The 26,511-nt window shown below is 70.4% G+C and carries 22 protein-coding genes; 8 read left to right on the plus strand and 14 right to left on the minus strand.

The window, feature by feature from the left end; genetic code table 11:
* Positions 1-112 precede the first annotated feature (112 nt).
* Positions 113-1,210: a hypothetical protein gene (locus tag ACWFR3_RS28920; RefSeq protein ID WP_453737585.1), complete on the minus strand. Its 1,098-nt coding sequence runs from the start codon at positions 1,208-1,210 to the stop codon at positions 113-115.
* A gap of 21 nt (positions 1,211-1,231) precedes the next feature.
* Complete coding sequence (locus ACWFR3_RS28925; protein WP_453737586.1) at positions 1,232-1,450, minus strand: hypothetical protein; 219 nt, start codon at positions 1,448-1,450, stop codon at positions 1,232-1,234.
* A gap of 123 nt (positions 1,451-1,573) precedes the next feature.
* On the opposite strand from ACWFR3_RS28925, the gene ACWFR3_RS28930 reads away from it, so the two are divergent.
* Positions 1,574-2,473: a chitosanase gene (locus ACWFR3_RS28930; protein WP_453737587.1), complete on the plus strand. Its 900-nt coding sequence runs from the start codon at positions 1,574-1,576 to the stop codon at positions 2,471-2,473.
* A 36-nt stretch (positions 2,474-2,509) separates the two neighbouring features.
* Here ACWFR3_RS28930 and ACWFR3_RS28935 read toward each other — a convergent pair whose 3' ends face one another.
* The 6 genes from ACWFR3_RS28935 to ACWFR3_RS28960 all read right to left on the minus strand — a co-directional run bounded on the left by ACWFR3_RS28935 (position 2,510) and on the right by ACWFR3_RS28960 (position 13,050).
* On the minus strand, positions 2,510-3,343 hold the full coding sequence (locus ACWFR3_RS28935; RefSeq protein ID WP_453737588.1) for a carbohydrate ABC transporter permease: 834 nt from the start codon (positions 3,341-3,343) through the stop codon (positions 2,510-2,512).
* Positions 3,340-4,299, minus strand: coding sequence for a carbohydrate ABC transporter permease (locus ACWFR3_RS28940; protein WP_453737639.1), 960 nt, complete (start codon positions 4,297-4,299; stop codon positions 3,340-3,342). Before ACWFR3_RS28940 ends, ACWFR3_RS28935 begins: the two co-directional genes overlap by 4 nt.
* A gap of 52 nt (positions 4,300-4,351) precedes the next feature.
* Positions 4,352-5,653: an extracellular solute-binding protein gene (locus ACWFR3_RS28945; RefSeq protein ID WP_453737589.1), complete on the minus strand. Its 1,302-nt coding sequence runs from the start codon at positions 5,651-5,653 to the stop codon at positions 4,352-4,354.
* A gap of 320 nt (positions 5,654-5,973) precedes the next feature.
* Positions 5,974-7,434, minus strand: coding sequence for a glutamate synthase subunit beta (locus ACWFR3_RS28950; RefSeq protein ID WP_453737590.1), 1,461 nt, complete (start codon positions 7,432-7,434; stop codon positions 5,974-5,976).
* Entirely contained in the window at positions 7,427-12,013 is a 4,587-nt protein-coding gene (gene gltB / locus ACWFR3_RS28955) for a glutamate synthase large subunit (protein ID WP_453737591.1), read from the minus strand. The genes ACWFR3_RS28950 and gltB overlap by 8 nt, the downstream gene beginning before the upstream one ends.
* 305 nt (positions 12,014-12,318) lie before the next feature.
* A complete protein-coding gene (locus ACWFR3_RS28960; RefSeq protein WP_453737592.1) occupies positions 12,319-13,050 on the minus strand; it encodes a VIT1/CCC1 transporter family protein in 732 nt (243 codons plus the stop codon).
* Positions 13,051-13,262: 212 nt separating this feature from the next.
* On the opposite strand from ACWFR3_RS28960, the gene ACWFR3_RS28965 reads away from it, so the two are divergent.
* From ACWFR3_RS28965 to ACWFR3_RS28995, 7 genes are all read left to right on the plus strand, one after another.
* Positions 13,263-14,270, plus strand: coding sequence for an ADP-ribosylglycohydrolase family protein (locus tag ACWFR3_RS28965; RefSeq protein WP_453737593.1), 1,008 nt, complete (start codon positions 13,263-13,265; stop codon positions 14,268-14,270).
* Positions 14,271-14,428: 158 nt separating this feature from the next.
* On the plus strand, positions 14,429-15,652 hold the full coding sequence (locus ACWFR3_RS28970; protein WP_453737594.1) for an ADP-ribosylglycohydrolase family protein: 1,224 nt from the start codon (positions 14,429-14,431) through the stop codon (positions 15,650-15,652).
* Positions 15,603-16,790, plus strand: coding sequence for an ADP-ribosylglycohydrolase family protein (locus tag ACWFR3_RS28975; protein WP_453737595.1), 1,188 nt, complete (start codon positions 15,603-15,605; stop codon positions 16,788-16,790). Before ACWFR3_RS28970 ends, ACWFR3_RS28975 begins: the two co-directional genes overlap by 50 nt.
* On the plus strand, positions 16,787-18,235 hold the full coding sequence (locus ACWFR3_RS28980; protein WP_453737596.1) for an ADP-ribosylglycohydrolase family protein: 1,449 nt from the start codon (positions 16,787-16,789) through the stop codon (positions 18,233-18,235). The genes ACWFR3_RS28975 and ACWFR3_RS28980 overlap by 4 nt, the downstream gene beginning before the upstream one ends.
* A gap of 12 nt (positions 18,236-18,247) precedes the next feature.
* Positions 18,248-19,156 (plus strand): ribokinase, encoded by a 909-nt coding sequence (rbsK, locus tag ACWFR3_RS28985; protein WP_453737597.1) that lies wholly within the window; start codon positions 18,248-18,250, stop codon positions 19,154-19,156.
* Positions 19,153-20,343 carry a CaiB/BaiF CoA transferase family protein gene (locus tag ACWFR3_RS28990; RefSeq protein ID WP_453737598.1) on the plus strand — a complete coding sequence of 397 codons (1,191 nt, stop codon included), beginning with the start codon at positions 19,153-19,155 and terminating at the stop codon, positions 20,341-20,343. Before rbsK ends, ACWFR3_RS28990 begins: the two co-directional genes overlap by 4 nt.
* Positions 20,340-21,173 carry an HpcH/HpaI aldolase/citrate lyase family protein gene (locus ACWFR3_RS28995; protein ID WP_453737599.1) on the plus strand — a complete coding sequence of 278 codons (834 nt, stop codon included), beginning with the start codon at positions 20,340-20,342 and terminating at the stop codon, positions 21,171-21,173. The genes ACWFR3_RS28990 and ACWFR3_RS28995 overlap by 4 nt, the downstream gene beginning before the upstream one ends.
* Before the next feature lie 51 nt (positions 21,174-21,224).
* On the opposite strand, the gene lgt is transcribed toward ACWFR3_RS28995, so the two are convergent.
* The 6 genes from lgt to trpC all read right to left on the minus strand — a co-directional run bounded on the left by lgt (position 21,225) and on the right by trpC (position 26,388).
* On the minus strand, positions 21,225-22,208 hold the full coding sequence (lgt, locus tag ACWFR3_RS29000) for a prolipoprotein diacylglyceryl transferase (protein ID WP_453737600.1): 984 nt from the start codon (positions 22,206-22,208) through the stop codon (positions 21,225-21,227).
* Between the two features lie 100 nt (positions 22,209-22,308).
* Positions 22,309-23,085 (minus strand): DsbA family protein, encoded by a 777-nt coding sequence (locus ACWFR3_RS29005; protein ID WP_453737601.1) that lies wholly within the window; start codon positions 23,083-23,085, stop codon positions 22,309-22,311.
* A gap of 63 nt (positions 23,086-23,148) precedes the next feature.
* Positions 23,149-23,964, minus strand: coding sequence for a tryptophan synthase subunit alpha (gene trpA, locus ACWFR3_RS29010; RefSeq protein WP_453737602.1), 816 nt, complete (start codon positions 23,962-23,964; stop codon positions 23,149-23,151).
* Positions 23,961-25,247, minus strand: a complete 1,287-nt coding sequence (gene trpB / locus ACWFR3_RS29015; RefSeq protein ID WP_453737603.1) for a tryptophan synthase subunit beta — start codon at positions 25,245-25,247, stop codon at positions 23,961-23,963. Before trpB ends, trpA begins: the two co-directional genes overlap by 4 nt.
* Positions 25,248-25,347: 100 nt before the next feature.
* The gene (gene trpM, locus ACWFR3_RS29020) at positions 25,348-25,569 is read right to left on the minus strand and encodes a tryptophan biosynthesis modulator TrpM (protein WP_383819517.1); all 222 of its coding nucleotides are present in this window, start codon (positions 25,567-25,569) and stop codon (positions 25,348-25,350) included.
* 9 nt (positions 25,570-25,578) lie between these two features.
* Positions 25,579-26,388 carry an indole-3-glycerol phosphate synthase TrpC gene (gene trpC, locus ACWFR3_RS29025; protein ID WP_249590480.1) on the minus strand — a complete coding sequence of 270 codons (810 nt, stop codon included), beginning with the start codon at positions 26,386-26,388 and terminating at the stop codon, positions 25,579-25,581.
* Positions 26,389-26,511: the final 123 nt, after the last annotated feature.

Below are 26,511 nucleotides of genomic sequence, written 5' to 3' on the forward strand. Positions count from 1 at the left end.
GAAGATATTCAGCCCGTCCGGCGTTTGAGGACATCTTGTTCGGGGGTCCAGGGGGCGGAGCCCCTTGGTTTCGGGAAGGGGCGGGATTGGGGAAAGCCCCGCAGGGACCGCCCTACGCCCTCTCCTCAAACGCCGGCAACTCAAAGATCCGGACCTTGGCCGCGTCGTCCATCAGCTCGATCAGCGGCATCACCAGCTCCCACAGATCCCGCTTGCCCACCTCAAGGGCAAGCGCATCCAGGTCAGCCACGGGCAACGCCCCCGCCGCACCGGCAACGACCTTGCGGGACTCCTCCGGCAGCGCCCCGACCAGGGGCAGGAATTCCGCCCACAAGCCCGTCGCCACCACCGCCCGCACGACCCCGCCGAGCACCCCCGCGTCCCGCAGGGAAGGAAGCACCGCGACCGCCCGCCGCTCCTCCTCCCCGAGCAGCGCGACCACCGGCAGCAGTGACTCCCAGAGGTCCTGCTCGCTCACCGTCACGACCAGGGAGTCCAGCTCCTGCGGCGGACGCGCCGCGGCGAGCGAGGCGATGCGTGCCCGCTGCTCCCCCTGCACCATCCCCGCCACAGCCAGCGCCTCCGGCCACAGCCCCTCCCCCGACGCCGAAGCGATCACCGACGCGAGGCGCTCCGGGCCCATCAGCTCGATGATCTGGCCGAGCCGTTCGGGCAGGTCGATCAGGAAGCCGGTCCGCAGGACGGCCGCGTCGTCGACCTGCGGCAGGATCCGGCGCAGGGAAGAGTCGTGGAGGTGGCCCACGAAGCGGCCCATCGTCAGGTAGTCGCCGCGCTCGGCGAGCGCCACCGCGATCCGCACCACCAGGCCCTCGTCGAGCCGGTCGACGATGCCCTTGATCCTGCGCGGGTCGAGATGCCCGCACGACTGGGCCGTGAACGGCACCGGCAGCTTCTCGATGATGTCCGCGGCCCGGGTCGGTTCGAGCCGCCCGGCGACCCCGGCGGCGAGCCTCGGCCCCAGCGCCTTCTGCGAGATCGCCGCCGCCACCCCGGCCGGCACCAGCTTCGTCGCGGACGCGATCCGGTCCAGCATCTCGGGCGTACGGTCGAACAGCGCCGCGACGCAACTCTCGCGGAAGCGGCGGACGTCTTCGACGGGAAGGGTCCGCAAGAAGGCGAGCGACTCCGGCTCCACGTCGAGAAGACGCGCGATCTTCAGGGTCTCCGCCCTGCTCCGCAGCTTGTCCATGACGCCTGCCCTTCCTCTCTCCTACCGGAACAGAATTCGGCGTACGGGACCCCGCGCGAGTGCCGGCACGAGTTTCAGCGCCTCCTCGGCGGCCTCGTTCAGACCCGACGCCCGGCTCTCGCGTTCCCGCCTCAGTGCGTCGGTCAGCAGTGCCAGCTCCCTGGGCGTCAACCGGCCGAAAGATTCCGGTGGTTGGTCGCGCAGCTCCTTGCCCAGCTGCTCCCGCGCTTCGGTGCTCATAGGGCCTCCCATGGCCGGGTACGGCACCCGAGACTGATGCGATATTGACTAATAGTCAATAGAAGCGGAGCCGAGCGGATCCGGAAGGCGCGCTACCGCGAAACCGCACGTACTCTTGTGCGAATGAAACGAGCAGGCCTCCTTCTTCTCGCCGTCGCCCCGGTCGCCACGGTCGCCGTCTACCTCCTGGGCGGGGACTCGGACAGTGATGCCTCCGGAGCCGACGGGAGGCCCTCCGGCACCCAGCGTCCGTACGACAAGGACAAGTCGGCGGCCGAGATCAAGGCCGACGACGAGCTGATCGCGGATCTCCCCGCGGGTCTCGCGGCGCCCGCCAAGAAGGAGTTGGCCCAGCAGCTCATCGCCAGCGCGGAGAACTCCACGCTGAACTGGCGCGGGCAGTACGGCTACATCGAGGACATCGACGACGACCACGGCTACACCGCCGGGATCATCGGCTTCTGCACCGGCACGCACGACCTGCTGACCCTCGTCGAGCGGTACACGAAGGACCACCCGGACAACGGCCTCGCCCGCTATCTGCCCGCCCTGCGCAAGGTCGACGGCACCGACTCGCACGAGGGCCTCGACCCCGGCTTCACCAAGGCCTGGAAGGCGGAGGCCGAAGAACCCGCCTTCCGCAAGGCGCAGAACAGCGCCCGCGACCGCATCTACTTCGACCCGGCGGTCCGCCTGGCCAAGCTCGACGGGCTCGGCACGCTGGGGCAGTTCATCTACTACGACGCGATGGTCCTGCACGGCCCCGGCACCGGACCGCGCGGCTTCTACGGCCTGCGCGAGGCGGCGCTCAAGGAGGCGAACACGCCCGCGCAGGGCGGCAAGGAGAAGGCGTACCTCGACATCTTCCTGGACATCCGCCGGGCGGCCATGAAGGAGGAGAAGTCGCACCGCGACACGACGCGCGTGGACACGGCGCAGCGGGAGTTCCTCTACGACGGCAATCTGGGCCTGAAGACGCCGCTGACCTGGAAGGTGTACGGGGAGACGTTCAGGGTTCCGTAGCCATTTCCGCAGCCACCCCGAACGCCTCCCCCGGGCTCAGCCCTTGACCGCTCCCGCCGCCAGGCCCGAGCCCAGCTTCCGGTGCACGATCACGAAGAAGATCATCACCGGCACGGTGACAAGCGTGGAGCTGGCCATGACCGGGCCCCAGGCCGTGGAGTTCTCACCGAAGAACTGGTAGATGCCCACGGCGGCCGTGTACTTGTCGCTGCCCTTCATGAAGGTGTACGCGAAGACGAACTCGTTCCACGCCGTGATGAAGGCGAAGATCGAGGTCGCGACGAGTCCGGGCGCCACCAGCGGAAGCAGCACCGACCGGAACATCCGCCACCAGGAAGCCCCGTCGATGTACGCCGCCTCCTCGACCTCCTTGGGCACGGTCTGGACGAAGCCGCGCAGGGTCCAGATCGCGAAGGGGAGCGAGAGCGCGACGTAGACGATCGTCAGGCCGAGCAGCGAGTTGAGCATGTCGTAGTCCCGCATCTGGATGAAGAGCGGGATGACGAGCGCCTCCAGCGGCACCATCTGCACTATCAGGACCATGATCAGTACCGAGGTGCGGAACCGGAACTTGAAGCGGGCCACCGCGACGGCCGCGAAGAGCGAGAGCAGCGCGGCGGCCAGGATCGTGCCGAAGCCGACGAGCGCCGAGTTCAGCAGGTACGTGCCGAAGTTGCCCTTCTCGAACACATAGGTGAAGTGCTCGAAGCTGAGGCCGCTGGGCAGCACGTCCGAACCCCGGGTGATCGCCTTCGGGTCGAGCGCCGTGGAGATCATCCAGTACACGGGGAAGAGCGCGAAGAGCAGCAGCGCGGCGACCGCGACGGGCAGCCCGATACGTGCGCCGAGTGTGGCGCGACGGACACTCACAGGTCCTCCTCCCCCTGCCGGAACAGCGTGCGGATGTAGACGATCGTGATGGCGAGCAGCAGCAGGGTCAGCAGGACCGCCGCCGCCGCGCCCGTGCCGTAGTCGTTCTTGGCGAAGGCCTGGATGTACGAGAAGACGCCGAGGTTGTAGACCTCTTCGTTGGCTCCGTCGCCGCCCGGCATCAGATAGATCTGGGTGAAGACCTTGAAGTCCCAGATGGTGGAGAGGATGGTCACCACGAGGAAGACCGGCTTGATCGTCGGCAGCGTGATCTTCCAGAACCGCTGCCAGGCGTTCGCGCCGTCCAGCTCCCCGGCTTCGTAGAGCTCCTTGGGGATCGTGAGGAGGCCCGCGAGGACGGTGATGGCGACGAACGGGAAGCCGTGGTGGACGACGTTCAGGGTCGCGATCGCGTAGAACGGGCCGCGTTCCGTGAACCAGTTGGTGGTCTCGGGGTCGATGAGGCCCATCGAGCCCGCGATCTGGCTGACCATGCCGTCCTGCGGCTGGAAGAGCCAGATCCAGACGTACGTTCCGGTGACGGCGGGCATCGCCCAGGCCGCGAGGATCGCGATGGAGCAGATGAGCCGCCAGGCCGGACCGAGGCGGTTGAGCAGAAGTGCGACGAGCGTGCCGAGGGCGACGGTCAGGCCGACACAGGCGATCGCGAAGAACACCGTGTTGGGCAGGACCGTCTTCCACAGGAGTGCGCTGGTCAGCAAGTCGCTGTAGTGGTCGAATCCGGTGTACGTGCCGACTCCGCCGCCGAACTTGACGGCGTAGTCCTGCATCGAGAGCTTGCCGACCTGGATCAGCGGCCAGAGCAGCAGGCCCGCGAGGACCACGAGGGACGGCGCGAGGAGCAGCCAGGGCCGGGTGAGGCCGATCAGCCTCTTCTTGCGGAGGGCTGCTTCGTGTTCCGGTCGGGGGGAGGAGGGGGGACGGACCTCGGTCACCTTCGGCCCGTCCCCCACCAGCGTGTCTTTCACAGTGCCGACTCGCCCTTGCCTACTTGTCCTTGGCGAAGATCGCGTCCATGTCCTTGGCGGCCTTGTCCGCCGCCTCCTGGACGGAGGACTTCCCGGTCAGGATGGACTGCACCATGCCGGGGATGACCTTCGATGCCTGGATCTCGCCGTACGCCTTGGTCTTGGGGACGGTCGCGCCGGCCTCCAGCATCTGCTTGGCGAACGGCTCGACCAGCGGGTCCTTCTTCGCCTCGATCTTCTTGAGCTCGGAGTTCTGACCGGGGAAGTAGTTGGTCTCCGAGGCCCACTTGGCCGCGAAGTCACCCGTGGTCAGCATCTTCACGAACTCCCAGGCGAGGTCCTTCTTGTCCGTGTTGAACGTGGACAGGTAGGAGCCGCCCAGGAAGGACTTGCTCATGCCGCCGGTCTGGCCGGGGATCGGCACGGCGGCGAGCTTGCCCTTGAGGTCGGGGTTCGCGTCGACGATGGCCTTGGGGGTCCAGTTGCCGCCGACGGCCATGGAGATCTGGCCCTTGTTCCAGGCGTCGCCGACCTCCTTCTCCGTCCAGGTGTTGACCTTGGCCGGGGAGACCTTGTCCTTGGTGGCCAGGCCCGTGTAGAACTCGATGCCCTTCACGGCCTCCGGCGAGTTGATGCCGGACTTCCACTTGCCGCCCTGCTCGGTGGCGAGTTCGCCGCCGGCGCCCCAGATGAAGGGGGCGGCGAACATCTCGGCACCGCCCGCGACCGGGAAGGGGATCATCCCGGGCTCCTTGTCCTTCAGCGTCTTCGCCGCGGACTGGAGCTCCTTCCAGGTGGTCGGCGCCTTGAGCTTGTGCTTCTCGAAGATGTCCTTGCGGTAGACGATGCTGCGCACGCCCGCGTACCACGGCATGCCGTACTGCTTGCCGTCGAGCGTGCCCGCGTCCTTGAGCCCCTCGACGAGGTCGCCGTTGAGGCCCGACTTCTTGACGTTGTCCGTCACGTCGACGAGCGCGCCGGTCTCGGCGAACTGCGGCACCCAGGTCGTACCGACCTCGGCCACGTCCGGGACCTGGTCCTCGCCGCCCTCGATGGCGGTCGTGAACTTCTTCTGCGCGGTGGCCCACTGCTGGTACTCGACGTGGATCTTGGCGCCGGTCTTCTTCTCGAAGGCCTTGCCGGCCTCGGCGAAGAAGGGCCTGGCGTCGGGGTTGGTCCCCTCCATGATCCATACGGTCAGGGTCTTGCCCTTGCCGTCGGTGGCCTTGTTCCCGCTGTCGCTCCCGTCATCGCTGCCGCATGCCGTCGCGGTCAGTCCGAGCGTCATGGCGATACCTGCCGCGATGACCCGTCGCTTCATACCGGCCCCCTCATGGGTTCGTGCTGATTACTGCGCCGATCCGTTCGTGGGAGCGATTGTGGTCACAGGCTCTGGGTGCGGTCTAGACCCATTCGGCTAAGCGGGGCCGAAACGTGATTTGCGTTGCAAGCAATGAGCGTTGCACGGGCTGCATCGGCAATACGGGGCGATCGGGCGGGTGGGTGGGAGACATCGCCGCGCAGCGACGGCCCGGAAACGCCACGACGCCCGCCATGGTCCGGTCGGGGACGAGGCGGGCGCCGCTCAGTTCCGTACGCCGTTGTACGGGACGAATATGGGGTTGTGGTGGTGCTGAAGGACTAGACCATCAGAGATCGGTCCGTGGGGCGAATCGGCGACGGCAAGTCACTCGCACCGGTGAGGAACCGGTCCACGCCCTTCGCGGCCGAGCGCCCCTCGGCGATCGCCCAGACGATGAGCGACTGGCCGCGACCCGCATCACCGGCGACGAAGACGCCGGGCACGTTCGTCTGGAACTCGGCGTCACGCGCGACGTTCCCGCGCTCGTCGAGGTCCAGGGTGAACTGGTCCACCAGACCGTTCTCGCGGTCCGTACCCGTGAAGCCCATCGCCAGGGTGACCAGCTGGGCGGGGATCTTGCGCTCCGTGCCCGGCTTCGGGGTCAGCTTGCCGTCGATGAACTCCACCTCGGTGAGGTGCAGGAACTGGACGTTCCCGTCCTCGTCGCCCTCGAAGTGGGTGGTCGAGACGGCGTAGACCCGCTCGCCGCCCTCCTCGTGCGCGGAGGTGACCTTGTAGAGCATGGGGAAGGTCGGCCAGGGCTGGTTCGCGTTCCGGTCCTCGCCCGGACGCGGCATGATCTCCAGCTGCGTGACCGAGGCCGCGCCCTGGCGGTGGGCCGTGCCCACGCAGTCCGCGCCGGTGTCGCCGCCGCCGATGACCACGACGTGCTTGCCCTCGGCGGTGATCGGGGGCGCCACGAAGTCGCCCTCCTGCACCTTGTTGGCCAGCGGCAGGTACTCCATGGCGAAGTGGATGCCGCTGAGCTCACGGCCCGGCACCGGCAGGTCGCGGGAGATGGTGGCGCCCGCGGCGATGACCACGGCGTCGTGCCGCTTGCGCAGCTTCACCGCGTCTATGTCGCGGCCGATCTCCACGCCCGTACGGAACTTGGTGCCCTCCGCGCGCATCTGCTCGATGCGGCGGTTGATGTGGCGCTTCTCCATCTTGAACTCGGGGATGCCGTAGCGCAGGAGGCCGCCGATGCGGTCGGCGCGCTCGTACACGACGACCGTGTGACCGGCCCGCGTCAGCTGCTGGGCGGCGGCGAGACCCGCCGGGCCCGAGCCGATGACGGCGACGGTCTTGCCGGACAGGCGGTCGGGCGCCTGGGGCAGCACGTCGTTGGCGTCCCACGCCTTGTCGATGATCGAGACTTCGACGTTCTTGATGGTGACGGCCGGCTGGTTGATGCCGAGCACGCACGCCGACTCACAGGGCGCCGGGCACAGGCGCCCGGTGAACTCCGGGAAGTTGTTCGTGGCGTGCAGCCGCTCGGAAGCGGCCGACCAGTCCTCGCGGTACGCGAAGTCGTTCCACTCGGGGATCAGGTTGCCCAGCGGACAGCCCTGGTGGCAGAACGGGATCCCGCAGTCCATGCAGCGCGAGGCCTGCTTGGAGATGATCGGGAGGAGGGAGCCCGGAACGTAGACCTCGTTCCAGTCCTGGACGCGCTCGCCGACCGGGCGGGTCTGCGCGACCTCACGGCCATGGTTCAAAAAGCCCTTGGGATCAGCCATTGGTCGCCGCCTCCATCATCTTCTCGGTGATCTCGGTCTCGGAGAGACCGTCTCGCTCGGCGGCGTCCTTGGCGGCGAGCACTGCCTTGTACGTGCTGGGGATGATCCTGCTGAAGCGCTCCACGGCGGAGTCCCACTCGGCGAGCAGCTTCTCGGCGACGGTCGACCCGGTCTCCTCCTGGTGGCGGCGCACGACGTCGTGCAGCCACTGCTTGTCGGAGTCGTCCAGGGCCTCGACGGCGCCCACGTTGCCGGCGTTGACGTTGTCCCGGTCGAGGTCGATGACGTACGCGATACCGCCCGACATACCGGCCGCGAAGTTGCGGCCCGTCTCGCCGAGGACCACCGCGTGACCGCCGGTCATGTACTCGCAGCCGTGGTCGCCCACGCCCTCGGACACGACCGTCGCACCGGAGTTGCGGACGCAGAACCGCTCGCCCGTACGACCGCGGAGGAACAGCTCGCCGCCGGTCGCGCCGTACGCGATGGTGTTGCCCGCGATCGTCGAGTACTCGGCGAGGTGGTCGGCGCCGCGGTCCGGGCGGACGATGACGCGGCCGCCGGAGAGGCCCTTGCCGACGTAGTCGTTGGCGTCGCCCTCCAGGCGCAGGGTCACGCCGCGCGGCACGAAGGCGCCGAAGGACTGGCCCGCGGAGCCGGTGAAGGTGATGTCGATGGTGTCGTCGGGCAGGCCCGCGCCACCGAACTTCTTCGTCACCTCGTGGCCGAGCATGGTGCCGACCGTGCGGTTGATGTTGCGGATCGCGACCTGTGCGCGGACCGGCTGGGCGTCGGTCGCGCTGGAGGCGGAGAGCGCGTCGGCCGCGAGCTTGATCAGCTCGTTGTCGAGCGCCTTCTCCAGGGCGTGGTCCTGGACCGCGATCTGGTGGCGCACGGCGCCCTCGGGCAGCGACGGCACGTGGAAGAGCGGCTCCAGGTCCAGGCCCTGCGCCTTCCAGTGCTTCACGGCCCGCTCGGTGTCGAGGAGCTCGGCGTGGCCGACGGCCTCCTCGATGGTGCGGAAGCCGAGCTCGGCCAGGATCTCGCGGACCTCTTCGGCGATGAACTCGAAGAAGTTGACGATGTACTCGGCCTTGCCGGAGAAGCGCTCGCGCAGCGCCGGGTTCTGCGTGGCGATGCCGACCGGGCAGGTGTCCAGGTGACAGACGCGCATCATGACGCAGCCGGAGACGACGAGCGGCGCGGTCGCGAAACCGAACTCCTCGGCGCCGAGCAGGGCTGCGATGACGACGTCACGGCCGGTCTTGAGCTGGCCGTCCGTCTGGACCACGATGCGGTCGCGCAGGCCGTTGAGGAGCAGCGTCTGCTGGGTCTCGGCGAGGCCGAGCTCCCAGGGACCGCCCGCGTGCTTGAGCGAGGTCAGCGGGGACGCGCCCGTGCCGCCGTCGTGTCCTGAGATCAGGACGACGTCCGCGTGCGCCTTGGAGACACCCGCGGCGACCGTGCCGACGCCGACCTCGGAGACCAGCTTCACGTGAATCCGCGCCTGCGGGTTCGCGTTCTTCAGGTCGTGGATCAGCTGGGCCAGGTCCTCGATGGAGTAGATGTCGTGGTGCGGCGGCGGGGAGATCAGGCCCACGCCCGGCGTCGAGTGACGCGTCTTGGCGACCCACGGGTAGACCTTGTGGCCGGGCAGCTGGCCGCCCTCGCCGGGCTTGGCGCCCTGCGCCATCTTGATCTGGATGTCGTCCGCGTTGACCAGGTACTCCGAGGTCACACCGAAGCGGCCGGATGCGACCTGCTTGATGGACGAGCGGCGCGCCGGGTCGTACAGACGGTCCGGGTCCTCGCCGCCCTCACCGGTGTTGGACTTGCCGCCCAGCTGGTTCATGGCGATGGCGAGCGTCTCGTGCGCCTCGCGGGAGATCGAGCCGTACGACATGGCGCCGGTCGAGAACCGCTTGACGATCTCGGCTGCCGACTCGACCTCGTCGATGGAGATCGAGGGGCGGTCCGACTTCATGTTGAACAGGCCGCGCAGCGTCATCAGGCGCTCGGACTGCTCGTTCACGCGGTCCGTGTACTTCTTGAAGATGTCGTAGCGGCGGTTGCGCGTGGAGTGCTGCAGGCGGAAGACCGTCTCCGGGTCGAAGAGGTGCGGCTCGCCCTCGCGGCGCCACTGGTACTCACCGCCTATGTCGAGCGCGCGGTGCGCGGAGGCGATGCCGGATGCCGGGTACGCCTTGGCGTGCCGGGCGGCGACCTCCTTGGCGATGACGTCGAGACCGGCGCCGCCGATCTTCGTCGTCGTACCGCTGAAGTACCGCTCGACGAAGGCCTCGTCGAGGCCGACGGCCTCGAAGACCTGTGCGCCGCGGTAGGAGGCGACGGTCGAGATGCCCATCTTGGACATGACCTTCAGGACGCCCTTGCCGAGCCCGTAGATCAGGTTCCGGATGGCCTGCTCGGCGTCCATGCCGGGCAGGAACGTACCGGCGCGGACGAGGTCCTCGACGGACTCCATCGCGAGGTACGGGTTGACGGCCGCGGCGCCGAAGCCGATGAGGAGGGCCACGTGGTGGACCTCGCGGACATCGCCCGCCTCGACGAGCAGGCCCACCTGGGTGCGCTGCTTCGTACGGATGAGGTGGTGGTGGACGGCCGCGGTGAGCAGCAGCGAGGGGATCGGCGCGTGCTCGGCGTCGGAGTGCCGGTCGGAGAGCACGATCAGGCGGGCGCCGGCCTCTATGGCGGCGTCGGCCTCGGTGCAGATCTCGTCGATACGGGCGGCAAGGGCGTCGCCGCCGCCGCTGACGCGGTAGAGACCCGAGAGGGTCGCCGCCGTCATGCCGGGCATGTCGCCGTCGGCGTTGATGTGGATGAGCTTGGCGAGCTCGTCGTTGTCGATCACCGGGAAGGGCAGCGTGACGCTGCGACACGTCGCGGCGGTCGGCTCCAGGATGTTGCCCTGCGGGCCCAGCGAGGAGTGCAGCGAGGTGACGAGCTCTTCACGGATGGCGTCCAGCGGCGGGTTCGTGACCTGCGCGAACAGCTGCGTGAAGTAGTCGAAGATCAGCCGCGGGCGCTCGGAGAGCGCGGCGATCGGGGTGTCCGTGCCCATGGAGCCGAGCGGCTCGCCGCCGGTCTTGGCCATCGGCGCGAGGATGATGCGCAGCTCTTCCTCGGTGTAGCCGAAGGTCTGCTGGCGGCGCGTGACGGAGGCGTGCGTGTGCACGATGTGCTCGCGCTCGGGCAGGTCGGAGAGCTCGATCTCGCCGGCCTCCAGCCACTCCTCGTACGGCTTCTCGGCGGCGAGGGCGGCCTTGATCTCGTCGTCCTCGACGATGCGGTGCTCGGCGGTGTCGACGAGGAACATCCGGCCGGGCTGCAGGCGGCCCTTCTTGACGACCTTCGCGGGGTCGATGTCGAGCACGCCGACCTCGGAGCCGAGGACGACGAGGCCGTCGTCGGTGACCCAGTAGCGCCCCGGACGCAGACCGTTGCGGTCGAGAACGGCGCCGACCTGGACGCCGTCGGTGAAGGTGACACACGCCGGGCCGTCCCAGGGCTCCATCATCGTGGAGTGGTACTGGTAGAAGGCGCGGCGGGCAGGCTCCATCGAGGCGTGGTTCTCCCACGCCTCGGGGATCATCATCAGGACCGAGTGCGGAAGCGAACGTCCACCGAGGTGGAGGAGTTCGAGCACCTCGTCGAAGGACGCCGAGTCGGACGCGTCCGGGGTGCAGATCGGGAAGACCCGGTCCAGCTTGTCGGTGCTGGCCTCGCCGGCGGAGGCGAACAGGCCGGAGGCGAGCTGCGACTCACGCGCCCGCATCCAGTTCCGGTTGCCCTTGACCGTGTTGATCTCGCCGTTGTGCGCGACGAAGCGGTACGGGTGTGCGAGCGGCCAGCTCGGGAACGTGTTCGTGGAGAAGCGCGAGTGGACGAGCGCGACGGCCGTGGCGAAACGGCGGTCGGACAGGTCGGGGAAGAACGGCTCCAGCTGGCCGGTGGTCAGCATGCCCTTGTAGACGATCGTCCGGGCGGAGAGCGAGGGGAAGTAGGTCCCGGCCTCACGCTCGGCACGCTTGCGCAGGACGAAGGCCTTGCGGTCGAGCGCGATGCCGGTGCTCTCGCCGTCGGCCACGAAGATCTGCCGGAAGACCGGCATCGTCGAGCGGGCGGTGGCACCGAGCAGCTCGGGGGCGACGGGCACGTCGCGCCAGCCGAGGACCGTCAGGCCTTCCTCGGAAGCGATCGTCTCGATCTGTGAGACGGCGGCGTCGGTGGTGCCCGCCGTGTCGACCGGCAGGAAAGCGATGCCGACGGCGTACGCGCCGGCCTCGGGGAGCGCGAAACCCGCGACCTCGCGGAGGAAGGCGTCCGGCACCTGCAGCAGGATGCCCGCGCCGTCACCGGAGTCCGGCTCGGACCCGGTGGCACCACGGTGTTCGAGATTGCGCAGTACGGTCAGCGCCTGTTCGACCAGCTCATGGCTGGCTACACCGGTGAGGGTGGCCACGAACCCGACACCACAGGCGTCGTGCTCGTTACGGGGGTCGTACATGCCCTGAGGGGCGGGGCGACCGTCCATGGGCGACCAGGCGTGCGTACGCATTGGCTCTCCCGTCGTCGTCGTGGCATAGGCAAAAAGCGAGGGACGACGTTGGCCCAGGCAAAATTTCGTGCAGGTTACATGATGGAACGCTTCTCGAAAAGCGGATAGCTCATTCCACCATGTGGACACCGCCCATAGGCGTGGGAGCGGCGGGGGGACCTCTGCGGACAGATCGATGACCGTAGGCCCGAGAGCGGCACGAGCCTCATTGCCCGCAGCGCTTACGGCTCATGCCCCGTCGTTAAGGATTCGAAACCGCCGAGTAACGACTACTTATGCAGGACCCCGCATAGGACTGCAAGTCTTTATCCTACGGCGGTACCGAACAAGCTGCCCAGGGCGTACGTCACACCTGCCGCGGCCCCGCCGAGCGCGAGCTGCCGCAGACCGCTGAACCACCAGGACCTCGCGGTCACCTTCGCCACCACCGCGCCGCAGGCGAAGAGGCCGACCAGGGCGAGCAGCAGCGCGGGCAGGAACGTGTTCGCACCGAGCAGGTACGGCAGCACGGGGAGCAGGGCGCCGAGCGCGAAGGCGCCGAAGGAGGAGACCGCGGCGACGGTCGGCGAGGGCAGATCGCCGGGATCGATGCCCAGCTCCTCGCGCGCGTGTATCTCCAGGGCCTGCTCGGGGTCCTTCGACAGCTGCTTGGCGACCTCGCGGGCCAGGCCGGGCTCGACGCCGCGCGACTCGTACAGCTCGGCGAGCTCCTTCTCCTCGTCCGCCGGGTGCTTGCGCAACTCCCGCCGCTCCACGTCGAGTTCGGCCTGGACGAGCTCACGCTGCGACGCCACCGAGGTGTACTCGCCGGCCGCCATGGAGAAGGCGCCCGCGGCGAGGCCGACCAGACCCGTGACGACGATGGTCTGCTGCGAGACGGCTCCGCCGGCGACACCGGTCATCAGGGCCAGGTTGGACACCAGGCCGTCCATCGCGCCGAAGACGGCGGGGCGCAGCCAGCCGCCGTTGACGTCGCGGTGGGTGTGGTTGTCGCGGTGTGCCTCGTGCAGTGCCGCTTCGGTCTCGATGATCGCCATGGTGGGCCCCCTCCGTGCTTGGACGATCTCGAAAGTACGCGCGAAAAATCGCTCTCGCCAGCAAGGAAGGCCGTACTTACCTGCATGAACAAGCGTCTGTCGAACCGGTGAGCGCGTAGGTCGGAGGGGTGACGTGGGCGGTGCGGATGCTCGTCTCAGGGGTGCCGCGTGGCAGAGATACACGCAACGTCTCGGCACGATGGAGGCACGGCATGACGAGCTTGACCGGTGTGACAGGAGTGACCGGAGCGGTCGGAGCGATCAGCCCGCGAGAGCGGGCGCGGGGCGCGCTCCTCGGCCTCGCGGTCGGAGACGCGCTGGGCGCGCCCGCCGAGAACATGAAGCCGTCGGAGATCCGCCGCCGTTGGGGACGCATCACCGGGTACGTCGCCGAGCATCCCTCGGGCACGGACGACACCGAGTACGCGATCTTCTCGGGGCTCCTGCTGGCCCGGCACGGCTCGGAGCTCACCGTCGCGCACGTGGAGGCGGCCTGGCACGAGTGGATCGCGGACCTCGACGAGGGCCCATTCCGGGGTGCGGGCTTCAGCGAACGCGGCACGCTCGAGAACCTGCGCCGGGGACTCGCGGCGCCCATCTCGGCGCAGCACCGGCACGCGTGGAGCGACGGCCTCGCGATGCGGGCCGCCCCGTTCGGGGTCTTCGCCGCGGGCCGCCCCGCCGAGGCGGCCCGGCTCGTGGCGATCGACGGCTCGGTCAGCCATGACGGCGAGGGCATCTACGGCGGGCAGGCGGTGGCCGCGGGGGTTTCGGCGGCGATGGGCGGGGCCTCGGTCGACGCGGTGGTGGACGCCGCCCTGTCCGTCATCCCGGAGGACTGCTGGACGTCCCGTTCGCTGCGGCGGGCGGTGGCAGTGGCCCACCGCGGCGAGCGCGCGGTCCGTACGGCGGTCGTGATCGGCGGCTACCCCTGGACCGACCTCGCCCCCGAGGCGGTGGGGCTCGCCTTCGGGGCGTACGCGGCGGCCTCCGGCCGGTTCCCGGACGCGGTGTTGACCGCGGTCAACATGGGGCGGGACGCGGACACGACCGCGGCGGTGGCTGGGGCGCTGGCCGGGGCGAGTCGCGGGGCGGCGGCCATTCCGCCGCGGTGGTCCGCCGCGATCGGTCCCGCCCGGGGGAGCTGCCTTCCCTCTATGCGGGGGCATCACGTGCTGGACGTGGCGGAGTTGCTTGTCTCTGGCCGGGGGGCCTCGTGACCGCCGACAAGCCCGCCGCGGGGTGGCCCGGAGCCGCCGGCCCCGCCGACAAGCCCGCCGCTTCGCGGCGGATCTCCCCCACCCACCCACCCGTTTACCCCGCATCCGTTTCCGCTGTGGGCAGGCGTTCCGCAGGGCGGAACGGGTGGGCACAGCCCTTGACTCCGGGTGCGGGTGTAAGCGGCGGCCACCGAAGCGAGGCGTCCGGCGCGTACATCGAGGGGCTCCTATTGGGCCTAGCGGCAGGCGACGCCGCCGGTTGGCCCGCTGCACGCCACAGGGCGAGCCGTATGCCCGAGTGGACACGAAGACTCACCCGCGAACTGGACACCTTCGCCGAGCAGAACGCCACCACCACCCTCCCCGTCCCCATCGCCCTGAACCAACCCCCGGAGCCCCTCCGCCTCGGCCCGTCCGACGACGCCGAATGGGCGGCCTTCACCGCGGAGTCCCTGCTCCGCGCGGCGGACGGCACGTTCGACCCCGGGCTGTCCCCGGACCGCCGGGCCCGCGCGGCACTGGACCACGCCTGGACCACCCTCGCCGACGAAATCGCCGCGGCAGCGGCCCGCGCCCCCGAAGTCGAATCCGCCGTACTCCCCCTGCGCGCCCGCATCTCCGTACGCGCAGGCCTCGGCAACCTCGCCGCGGGCCTGCGCCCGCCCGCCACCGGTCACGACAACCCCCACTTCTTCGACGACGCCGCCTGCGTACGCGCCTGCGTCCTCGCCCTCGTCCACCCGGGCGACCCCGAACAGGCCGCCGCCCTGGCGGAGTTCGACGCCCGCTACACCCAGGACGGCGACGGAGTGCACGGCGCCCGCGCCATGGCCGCGGCGATCGCGGCGGCCATCGGCGGCAGCGGCGTCGACGCGACCGTGGACGCCGCTCTCGCCCAGCTCCCCGAGCACACCGAGATCGGCCGCAACGCCTGGCACGCCGTCAAGCTCGCCCGCAGCCAGACACAGGACGGCGCCTTCGGCCTCGTACCCCTCCTGGAACACCAGATCGTCGACCACGTCTACAGCTACGGCATCGCCGCCGCCGAGACCGTCCCGGTCGCCCTCGCCCTGACCACCGCGGCCCGCGGCCGGATCAGCGACGCGGTACCCGCCGCCGCCTGCCTCTCCCGCGTCGCCGACTCCGCACCCGCCCTGGCAGGCGCGCTGACCGGCGCGCTCGGCACGGCCGCCGCCGTCCCCGAGACCTGGCGCGACGTCTGCCGCACGCTCTCCGGCTGCGCTCTCCCCCGCCTCGCCGGCACCGACCTGGTGAAACTCGCCGGGCAGCTGGCAGCCACGGAACTGACCGCTCCGGGAGGACAATTCCGACATGACGTCACCAACACCCCGGACACTGACCACCGACCTGCCCCCCACTGACCTGCCTCTCGCCGACCGCGTCACCGCCTGCCTGGTCGGAGCAGCCGTCGGCGACGCCATGGGCGGCCCGGTCGAGGGCTACTCCCCCGAGCAGATCGTCGAACGGCACGGCGGTCGCGTACACGGCATCGTCGGCCCCTGGAACGGCGACCAGTGGCGCACCGCCCGCCCCATCGCGCCGTACCACAAGGGCGACGGGCACGTCACCGACGACACCTTGATGACGCACGCGCTCATCCGCGTGTACGCGACCGTCCGCGACCACCTGGACGCCTACGCGGTCGCCGACCACCTGGTCCCCGACCTCATGACGACCCCCCGCTGGATCCCGGAGCTGGAGGCGGACGCCATCCCCCTCCAGCGCCTCTTCCTCGCCGAGAAGTGGATCGTCGCCCGCCTCCATTACGGCCACGTCGACCCGCGCGAGGCCGGCACCGGGAACATCGTCAACTGCGGTGCGGCGATGTACATGGCACCGGTCGGCCTGGTCAACGCGGCGAACCCGAAGGGCGCGTACGCCGAGGCCCTCGACGTCGCGGGCGCACACCAGTCGTCGTACGGACGTGAAGCCGCCGCGGTCTTCGCGGCGGCGGTGGCGGCGGCGTGCGCGCCGGGCGCGACGCCGACCTCGGTGATCGACACCGCACTCGGTCTCGCGAAGGACGGCACGCGGGCCGCGATCGAATCGGTGGTCGAAGTCGCCGCCCATCACCACGACTTCGAGTCGGCGCTGACCCCGCTGCGCACCGCGGTCACCCCTTTCGACACGGTCGGCCCGGACTACCGCGCACCGTCACTCGGCGCCCGCCGCCCCTCCCGCCTGCACGCCATCGAGGAACTCCCGATCGCCCTCGGCATGCTCCTGGTGGGCGACGGCGACTACCGCCACACGGTCCTCGGCTCGGTCAACTACGGCCGCGACTGCGACTCCATCGCGACCATGAGCGGCGCGATCGCGGGCGCTCTGGGCTCGGAGGCGCCGCCCGAGTGGTCGAAGACGGTCGCGGAGGCCAGCCGCCTGGACCTGCACGCCCCCGCGAGGACGCTCACCGAGGTCACCGCGGAGATCTTCACCCGCGACGTACGGCGCCGCCGCGCCCACGAGTCGGCGTACACGGCCCTGACGGCCACCCCATGATCCGCCTCACCTGGGTCCAGCCGGAGGATTTGGTGGGCCACGAACTCCGCCAGGCAGAGGAGGAGGGCAAGGACACCCACGCGATCCAGACCCGCTGGCTGTCAGCGGGCGGTCACTTGGCCCCCGCAAGAGCGGGCGCGTCCCCAACCTCGCCGTCCCCGGCGCTGCGGGCCCTGGCTGAGGAACTACTGGCCGAGCTGTCCCGTCTGCCTCCGTTGTGGGCAGGCGTTCCGCAAGGCGATTGGGGCCTCCCCTGCTCGAGCGAAGCCGAGAGCTTGGGGAAGGGTGGGCACAACACCACCCACCCGGCCGCACCGGAGAACAAGGCCCCACAGCAGGCGGTTTCGGGAAGGGGCGGGACTGGGGCAAAAGAAGCCCTACGTCACCGCCTGCACGCCGCCTGGCTAGGCAGAGCCGTCGGCTGCCTGCTGGGCAAACCGGTGGAGAAACTCCCCCTGGAAGGCATCAGAAGCCTGGCCAAAGCAACAGGCAACTGGCCTCTGAACACCTGGTTCACGGAGAGGGGCGTACCCGGGGAACTAAAGGAAACGTACCCCTGGAACAAACGCTCCGCCCCCACCTCCCTCGCCGAAAACATCAACGGCATGCCCGAGGACGACGACCTCAACTACCCCCTCCTCAACCTCCGCCTCCTCCAGCGCCACGGCAGAAACTTCACCACCACGGACGTGGCAAGACTCTGGCTGGACGAGCTCCCCGCGGCCCGCACCTTCACCGCCGAACGCATCGCCTACCGCAACCTCCTCAACGGCATCGAGCCCCCGCACACCGCCACCCACCACAACCCCTTCCGCGAATGGATCGGCGCCCTGATCCGCGCCGACGTCCACGGCTGGACCCACCCCGGCGCCCCCGCGGCGGCAGCGGACAGCGCGTACCGCGACGCGCGCCTGACCCACACCGCCAACGGCGTGTACGGCGCGATGTTCGCGGCGGCCACCATCGCCGAGGCGGCGGCAGGCACCGGAGACGTCCACCACTGCCTCCGTACGGGCCTGACCGTCGTACCGCCGGACTCACGCCTGGCCCGCGCGATCCGTCACGGTATCCAACTGGCCGCCGTATCACCGGACTTCGACCGCGTCGTAGATGAACTGCACGCCGCCTACGGCCACCACCACTGGGTCCACGTCATCCCCAACGCGGCCCTCCTTTCCGCCGCCCTCACCCACGCCGACGGCGACTTCACCGGCTCCATCACCCGCGCCGTGTCCGGCGGCTGGGACACCGACTCGAACGGCGCGACCGCGGGCTCGATCGCGGGCCTGCTCGCGGGCCACCCCGGCGCACTGCCCGACCGCTGGACGTCCCCGCTCAGGAACCGCGTCGCCAGCTCCGTCCCGGGCTTCGACGGCATCGGCTTCGACGCCCTCGCGGACCTCACGACAGAACTCGCCACGACCGAACCCGCCCAGGAGAGATGAGAGACCCCGCCCATGACCCACATCGCCGTGCTCGGCAGCACGAACATGGACCTCGTCGCGTACGTCAGCAAGGCACCGCAGCGCGGAGAGACCGTCACCGGGCGCGAGTTCCGTACGCTCCCCGGCGGCAAGGGCGCCAACCAGGCCGTCGCCGCGGCCCGCGCGGGCGCCGACGCCGTGTCGATGATCGGCGCGGTCGGCACCGACGCCTTCGGCACCCAGCTCCGCAGCGCACTCGACCACTCGGGCGTCGACACCGACCTGCTGCGCACCGTCGACACCGAGGCCACCGGCACCGCGCACATCGTCGTAGACGACGAGGGCGGCAACGCGATCGTCGTCATCCCCGGCGCCAACGCGACGCTCACCGCGCTCGCTCCCGGCGACGAGGGCCTGATCGCCTCCGCCGACACCCTCCTGCTCCAGCTGGAGATCCCCGTGGAGGGTGTGCTCGCCGCCGCGCAGGCCGCCCGCCGGCACGGTGTGCGCACCATCCTCACCCCGGCTCCCGCGCAACCACTGCCCCCCGAACTCCTCGACGCCATCGACCTGTTGGTGCCGAACGAGCACGAGGCCGCCGCCCTCACCGGCCTGACCGACCCGCACGATGCCGCCCGCTCCCTCCTCTCCCGGGTCCCCGAAGTCGTCGTCACGCTCGGCGCGCGCGGCAGCCTGTACGCGACCCGGGACGCGGAGCCCGTCCTGGTGGCGGCCCCGCATGTCACCGCCGTGGACACGACCGGTGCGGGCGACACGCTCGTCGGAACCCTGGCGGTGGCGCTCGCGGAAGGCCGTTCCGTGCCGGACGCGCTCGCCTGGGCGGCGTCGGCGGCGGCGCTCTCCGTACAGCGGACAGGAGCATCGTCGTCCATGCCGTTCCGCGCCGAGATCGACACCCGGGCGAACGGGGGCACCTCATGACGACGGCTCCCCTCAGCGGTCTGCGCGTACTCGACCTGGCGACGCTCTTCGCGGGCCCGCTGGCCGCCACGATGCTCGGCGACTTCGGCGCGGAGGTCATCAAGGTCGAGCACCCGCGCAGGCCCGACCCGTCACGGGGGCACGGCCCGTCGAAGGACGGCGTCGGCCTCTGGTGGAAGCTCCTGGGCCGCAACAAGCGCACGATGACCCTCGATCTCTCCTCGCCGGGCGGTCGCGAGACCCTCCTCCGCCTCGCCGCGACGGCGGACGTCGTCGTCGAGAACTTCCGCCCCGGAACCCTGGAGAAGTGGGACCTCGGCTGGGAGGAGCTGAGCGCGGCCAACCCGCGCCTGGTCCTGACCCGTGTCACGGGCTTCGGCCAGTTCGGCCCGTACTCCCGCCGCCCCGGCTTCGGCACGCTCGCGGAGGCGATGAGCGGCTTCGCCGCGATCACCGGCGAACCGGACGGGCCGCCGACCCTGCCGCCCTTCGGGCTCGCCGACTCGATCGCGGGGCTCGCGACGGCGTACGCGGTGATGACGGCGCTCGCGGCCCGCGACCGTACGGGCAAGGGCCAGGTGGTGGACATGGCGATCATCGAGCCGATCCTCACGGTCCTGGGCCCGCAGCCGCTCTGGTACGACCAGCTGGGCCATGTGCAGCCCCGCACCGGCAACCGCTCCACCAACAATGCGCCCCGCAACACCTACCGCACCGCGGACGGCAGTTGGGTCGCCGTCTCCACGTCGGCCCAGTCGATCGCGGAGCGCGTGATCCGCCTGGTGGGCCGCCCCGAACTGATCGCCGAGCCCTGGTTCGCTTCGGGCGCGGACCGCGCGGCCCACGCGGACGTCCTTGACGGGGCGGTCGGCGGCTGGATCGCCCGGCACACCCGCACGGAGGTGATCGAGGCCTTCGAGAAGGCGGAGGCGGCGGTCGCTCCCATCCAGGACGTACGTGACGTGATGACCGATCCCCAGTACACGGCCCTGGACACCGTCACCACGGTCGACGACCCGGAACTGGGCCCGCTGCGCATGCAGAACGTCCTCTTCCGCCTCTCCGAGACACCCGGCTCGATCGGCTGGGCGGGCCGCCCCCACGGAGCGGACACGCAGGAGGTCCTGACCGAACTGGGCCTGACGGACGCCGAGATCGCCGGGCTGCGCAAGGAGGGCGCACTGTGAGGGACACGCCTCTGACCTGGCTGTACGCGCCGGGCGACCGTCCTGCCGTGGTGGCGAAGGCCCTGCTCGCGGGCGCCGACGCCGTCATCGTGGACCTGGAGGACGCGGTCGGCCCCGACCGCAAGGAGTACGCGCGAGCGGCCACGGCCGAGCTGCTCTCCAGCGCCCCCGCCGTCCCGGTCCACGTCCGCGTGAACGCCCTGGACGGGCCCCTCGCCGATGCCGACCTCCGTGCGATCGCGCACCTGCCCGGAGTCTGTGGCCTGCGCCTGCCCAAGGTGGCCCGTCCCGCCGACGTCGTCCGCGTCGCGGAGCGGGCGGCCCCCGCGGACGGCGGCGCCCCCGCCCTGCACGCCCTCATCGAATCGGCGCTCGGCCTGGAGCACGCCTTCGCCATCGCCACCGCCCACCCGGCCCTGCACGGCCTTTCCCTCGGCGAGGCGGATCTCCGCGCGGACCTGGGAGTACGTGACGACGCGGGCCTCGACTGGCCTCGCGCCCGCGTGGTGGTGGCCGCCAGGGCCGCCGGTCTGGCACCGCCCGCGCAGTCGGTGTACCCCGACATCCGTGACATCGCGGGCCTGACGGCGTCCTGCGCGCACGGCCGTTCCCTGGGCTTCCTGGGCCGCGCCGCGATCCACCCCCGCCAGCTCCCCGCCATCGAACGCGCCTATCTCCCCACCCCGGAGGAGATCGACCACGCCGAGCAGATCGTCAAGGCGTCCACGACGGACGAGGGCGCCCTGGCCCTGCCGGACGGCACGTTCGTGGACAAGGCCGTGGTGGAGGGAGCTCAGCGGGTACTGGACCTCGCGCGGCGGCGCCCATAGCGAAGGGGCCGCCGGATCGGTGATCCGGCGGCCCCTTCGTCGTACGAAGCGTCAGCCCTTCTTGGCGGACTCGGCTCCGTCCTTGTCCTTGGCCTTGTCCTCGACCTTGTCCTTCTCCGCGTCCTTGGACCCTTCGGCACCGTCGTCCTCCGCCTCGTCGGCGGACTTGACCGGTGTGGCGCCCTCGTCGTCAGGAGAGTCCGGGGACTCCTCGCCGGCCGGCACCGGCTCGACGATCTCCTCGCGGCCGGGGCGGGTCCTCGCCGAGAGCACGAAGTACACGACGGCGAGCACGAACACCGCGATGGCGGTCCAGACGTTGAGGCGCAGACCGAGGACGTGGTGCGCGTCGTCGACCCGCATGTACTCGATCCAGCCGCGGCCCGCGCAGTACGACGCGACGTACAGCGCGAACGCCCGGCCGTGTCCCAGCTTGAAGCGGCGGTCGGCCCAGATGACCAGGAAGCCGACGCCGATGCACCAGAGGGATTCGTAGAGGAACGTCGGGTGGTACGTGCCGGGGACCCGGCCGTCCTCCGCCGACGTGATCTTCAGCGCCCACGGCAGATCCGTGGCCTTGCCGTACAGCTCCTGGTTGAACCAGTTGCCCCAGCGGCCGATCGCCTGGGCGAAGGCGATGCCGGGGGCGAGGGCGTCGGCCCAGGCGGGCAGCGGGATGCCACGCCTGCGACAGCCGATCCAGGCGCCGACCGCGCCGAACGCGATCGCGCCCCAGATACCGAGGCCGCCCTCCCAGATCTTGAAGGCGTCCACCCAGTCACGGCCCTCGCTGAAGTACAGCTGGTAGTCCGTGATCACGTGGTAGAGACGCCCGCCGACGAGGCCGAACGGCACGGCCCAGACGGAGATGTCGGCCACGGTGCCTGGGCGGCCCCCGCGAGCGATCCACCGCTTGTTGCCGAGCCAGACGGCGACGAAGACGCCGATGATGATGCAGAACGCGTAGCCGCGCAGCGGAATGGGGCCGAGTTCGACCACTCCGCGCGAGGGGCTGGGAATGAAGGCAAGGTCCATGGCAGGTCCGACGCTACCGTGCCGGGCGGTGCCCGAGGCAACCAGCCCGGCTACGTCTCCATAACAGGAGCCCCCGGAGGGGCCCGCTCCAAGGTGTCGGCTAGCCCTTGTTCGCCGCCTCCACCTTGGCCTTCAGCTGCGCCGGGGTCAGCGGCTTCTTCGGGTCGGCGAAGATGTTCTTGCCGTCGAGCAGCACGCTCGGCGTGCCCTGGAGGCCCGCCTTCTGGAAGGCCTGGTTCGACTTGGTGGCCCAGCTGTCGTGCTGTCCGTCGTTCACGCACTTCTTGAAGGAGTCCGTGACGAGCCCGTCCACCTGGCCGGCGAGGTCGATCAGCTTGTCGTTCTTGCTGAACGCGTCGTCCGGCTCCGGAGGCTGGTTCTTGAACAGCACGTCGTGATACGGGGTGAACTTCCCGGCGTCCTGGGCGCAGGCCGCGGCGTTGGCCGCGCGCAGGGAGCCGCTGCCGCCCATGTTCCCGTCGATGATCGTCGCCAGGTGATACTCGACCTTGAGCTGGCCCTTGTCGGCGAGTTCGTGGATCGTCGTGCGATAGGTGTCCTCGAACTGCTTGCAGGCGGGGCAGCGGAAGTCCTCCCAGATGGTGAGGGTGGACTTGGCGGTGTCCTTGCCGACGGGGATGGAGAGTTGGTCCTCGCCCTTCGCCCCCTTGGGGGCCGACAAGGGGCCCGAAGTCTCCTTGTCGTCGCCGGAGTTGGCGGCCACCAGACCGGCCACGGCGGCGAGCGCGAGCACGCCCACGACGGCGGCACTCACGATCAACACCCTGCGCTGCTTGTCCCGCGACTTCTGCCGCTCTCGATCTTCCGCCAGCCGGTCGCGGGCGGCGCGCTTTCCCTCACGGTTCTTCTCGCTCACACCCGGCCAACGAACCGGGGAGGCACGAGCGTGCCTCCCCGGTCCCAGGTCCACCCGTACGAGTTACGCGGTGCCGCGAACTCCCTGAGCGAGATCGGCGGCGAGCGCGCGGACGGCGGCGAGACCCGCCGCCTCGTCCTCGGCGTCCAGCATCCGCTGGACGAAGGCGGAGCCGACGATCACGCCGTCGGCGAAGCCCGCGACTTCGGCGGCCTGCCGGGCGTTGGAGACGCCGAGGCCGACACAGACCGGCAGGTCGGTGGTGGCCTTGGTGCGCCGCACCAGTTCCTGCGCCTGCTCCCCGACGGACTCGCGGGTGCCCGTGACGCCCATCAGCGACGCCGCGTACACGAAGCCCGAGCCGGCCGCCGTGATGGTGGCGAGCCGCTCGTCCTTGCTGCTCGGGGCGACGACGAAGACCGTGGCGAGGCCGTGCTTCTCCGCGTGCTCCCTCCACAGGCCCGACTCCTGGACGGGCAGGTCGGGCAGGATGCACCCGGCGCCGCCCGCCTCGGCGAGCTCGGCGGTGAAGCGCTCGACGCCGTAGCGGTCGATCGGATTCCAGTACGTCATCACGAGCACCGGCTTGCCCGTCGCCTCGTACGCCTCGCGCACCGTGCGCATCACGTCGGCGATCTTCAGGCCCGCCTTGAGCGCGATGTCGTCGGCGGTCTGGATGACGGGACCGTCGAGGACGGGGTCGCTGTGCGGGAGACCGACCTCCACGACGTCGGCTCCGCCGTCGAAGACGGCCTTGATGGCCGCGATGCCGCCGTCAACGGTCGGGAACCCGGCCGGGAGGTAGGCGATGAGGGCGGAGCGCCCCTCGGACTTGGCCGCCGCGAGGGTCTCGTCCAGCAGTCGGATGTTGCCGCTCACTTGGCGTCCCCCTCGATCTCCGCGGCGTTGCCGGCCGCGTCCGCCGCGACGGCGGCGTCCGTGTCGTACAGGCCGAAGTAGCGTGCGGCCGTGTCCATGTCCTTGTCGCCGCGCCCGGACAGGTTGATGATGATCAGCCCGTCCTTGCCGAGCTCCTTGCCGACTTCAAGCGCCCCGGCGAGCGCGTGGGCGCTCTCGATGGCCGGGATGATGCCCTCGGTGCGCGACAGGAGGCGCAATGCCTGCATCGCCGCGTCGTCGGTGACGGCGCGGTACTCGCCGCGGCCGCTGTCCTTGAGGAAGGCGTGCTCGGGGCCGATGCCCGGGTAGTCGAGTCCGGCCGAGATCGAGTAGGGCTCGGTGATCTGCCCTTCCTCGTCCTGGAGGACGTAGGACCGCGAGCCGTGCAGGATGCCGGGCTCTCCGGCGGTCAGCGTCGCCGCGTGCTCGCCGGTCTCGACGCCGTGGCCCGCGGGCTCGCACCCGACGAGCCGGACCCCGGCGTCCGGGATGAAGGCGTGGAAGAGGCCGATGGCGTTCGAGCCGCCGCCCACACACGCGACGGCGGCGTCGGGCAGACGTCCCGCGCGCTCGATGATCTGGCGGCGGGCCTCCACGCCGATGACGCGGTGGAAGTCGCGCACCATGGCGGGGAAGGGGTGCGGGCCCGCAACGGTCCCGAAGAGGTAGTGCGTGCGGTCCACGTTGGCGACCCAGTCGCGGAACGCCTCGTTGATGGCGTCCTTCAGGGTCCTGCTGCCGGACTTCACGGCGATGACCTCGGCGCCGAGCATGCGCATGCGGGCCACGTTCAGGGCCTGGCGCTCGGTGTCGATCTCGCCCATGTAGATGGTGCATTCGAGGCCGAAGAGCGCGCAGGCTGTCGCGGTGGCGACGCCGTGCTGGCCCGCGCCGGTCTCCGCGATGACGCGGGTCTTGCCCATGCGCTTGGTGAGCAGGGCCTGGCCGAGCACGTTGTTGATCTTGTGCGAGCCGGTGTGGTTCAGGTCCTCGCGCTTGAGGAAGACCCGGGCTCCGCCTGCGTGCTCGGCGAACCGGGGCACCTCGGTGAGGCTGCTGGGGCGGCCGGTGTAGTTGACCAGGAGGTCGTCGAGCTCGCGGGCGAACTCGGGGTCGTTCTTGGCCTTGTCGTACTCGACGGCGACCTCGTCCACGGCGGCGACGAGGGCCTCCGGGATGAATTTGCCGCCGAACGCGCCGAAGTAGCCTTCGGCGCTGGGGACTTGACCCTCCGGGTCGGGGTGGAAGTACTCGCTGGGCATGGCTCTACCTCACGTGGCGTGAATGGGTGATCTGCGATGCGATCGACCCCGCCAGGGGCGCGGGGAACTGCGCGAGCAAGCCCCACCGGGGTGAGGACGGCTACGCGCCGTGAAGGGCAGACGATTCGTCCGGCCGGCGCGACGCCGTGGCTGGTCGCGCAGTTCCTCGCGCCCCTGACGGGGCGCTCGGCCATCGCATCCCGTTCACCTGACCCGGTTCATCGCCGATGACGTACCGCACCCGGCGGCCCCGCACGCGCCGCGCAGGCGCCCGGCAGCCGCGAGGGCGGCAGCCGGGTGCGAGGCGGGCGAAGGCGGTCATCGGGAGGGGTCAGCTCCGCCCGTGCCGGAGAGCGGGGTGTGCGCCCGCGGCGACCAGGTCGGAGACCGCGCCCTTCGGGTCGCGGCCGGTCACCAGGGACTCGCCCACCAGGACCGCGTCGGCGCCCGCGTTGGCGAACGCGATGAGGTCGTGCGGCCCGCGCACACCGGACTCGGCGATCTTGACGACGCTGTCCGGCAGCTCGGGGGCGACCCGCTCGAAGGTGGAGCGGTCGACCTTGAGGGTCTTGAGGTCGCGGTTGTTGACGCCGATGACCCGCGCCCCCGCGTCCACGGCCCGCTCGGCCTCGTCCTCGTCGTGCACCTCGACGATCGGCGTGAGGCCGATCGAATGGGCGCGCTCGATGAGCGACTCCAGGGCGGGCTGCTCCAGGGCGGCCACGATGAGCAGCGCGAGGTCGGCGCCGTACGCCCTGGCCTCCCACAGCTGGTACGAGGTGACGATGAAGTCCTTGCGGAGCACCGGGATGTCGACCTTGGCCCGGACGGCCTCCAGGTCGGCGAGCGAACCGCCGAAGCGGCGCTCCTCGGTGAGCACGGAGATGACGGCGGCGCCGCCGGCCTCGTAGTCCGCGGCGAGGCCCGCCGGGTCGGCGATCGCGGCGAGCGCGCCCTTGGACGGGCTGGAGCGCTTGACCTCACAGATGACCTTGACGCCGTCGCCGCGCAGGGCGGCGACCCCGTCCTTGGCCGCAGGAGCCTTCGCCGCGCGCTCCTTGAGCTCGTCGAGGCTGACGCGCGCCTGCCGTTCCGCGAGGTCGGCACGGACTCCGTCGATGATCTCGTCGAGCACACTCACGCGAGCGGCCCCCTTCCCTGACGGTGAAGCTGCTGTTTGAACCTCAAGCTTGTTCGGCTGCCTCATCAGGCATTTCCGATGGTCACTGCGATGGTATCCGCAGGAGGGCGAAGGCCCCGCATC

This window comes from Streptomyces sp. NPDC055189, from assembly GCF_053606765.1.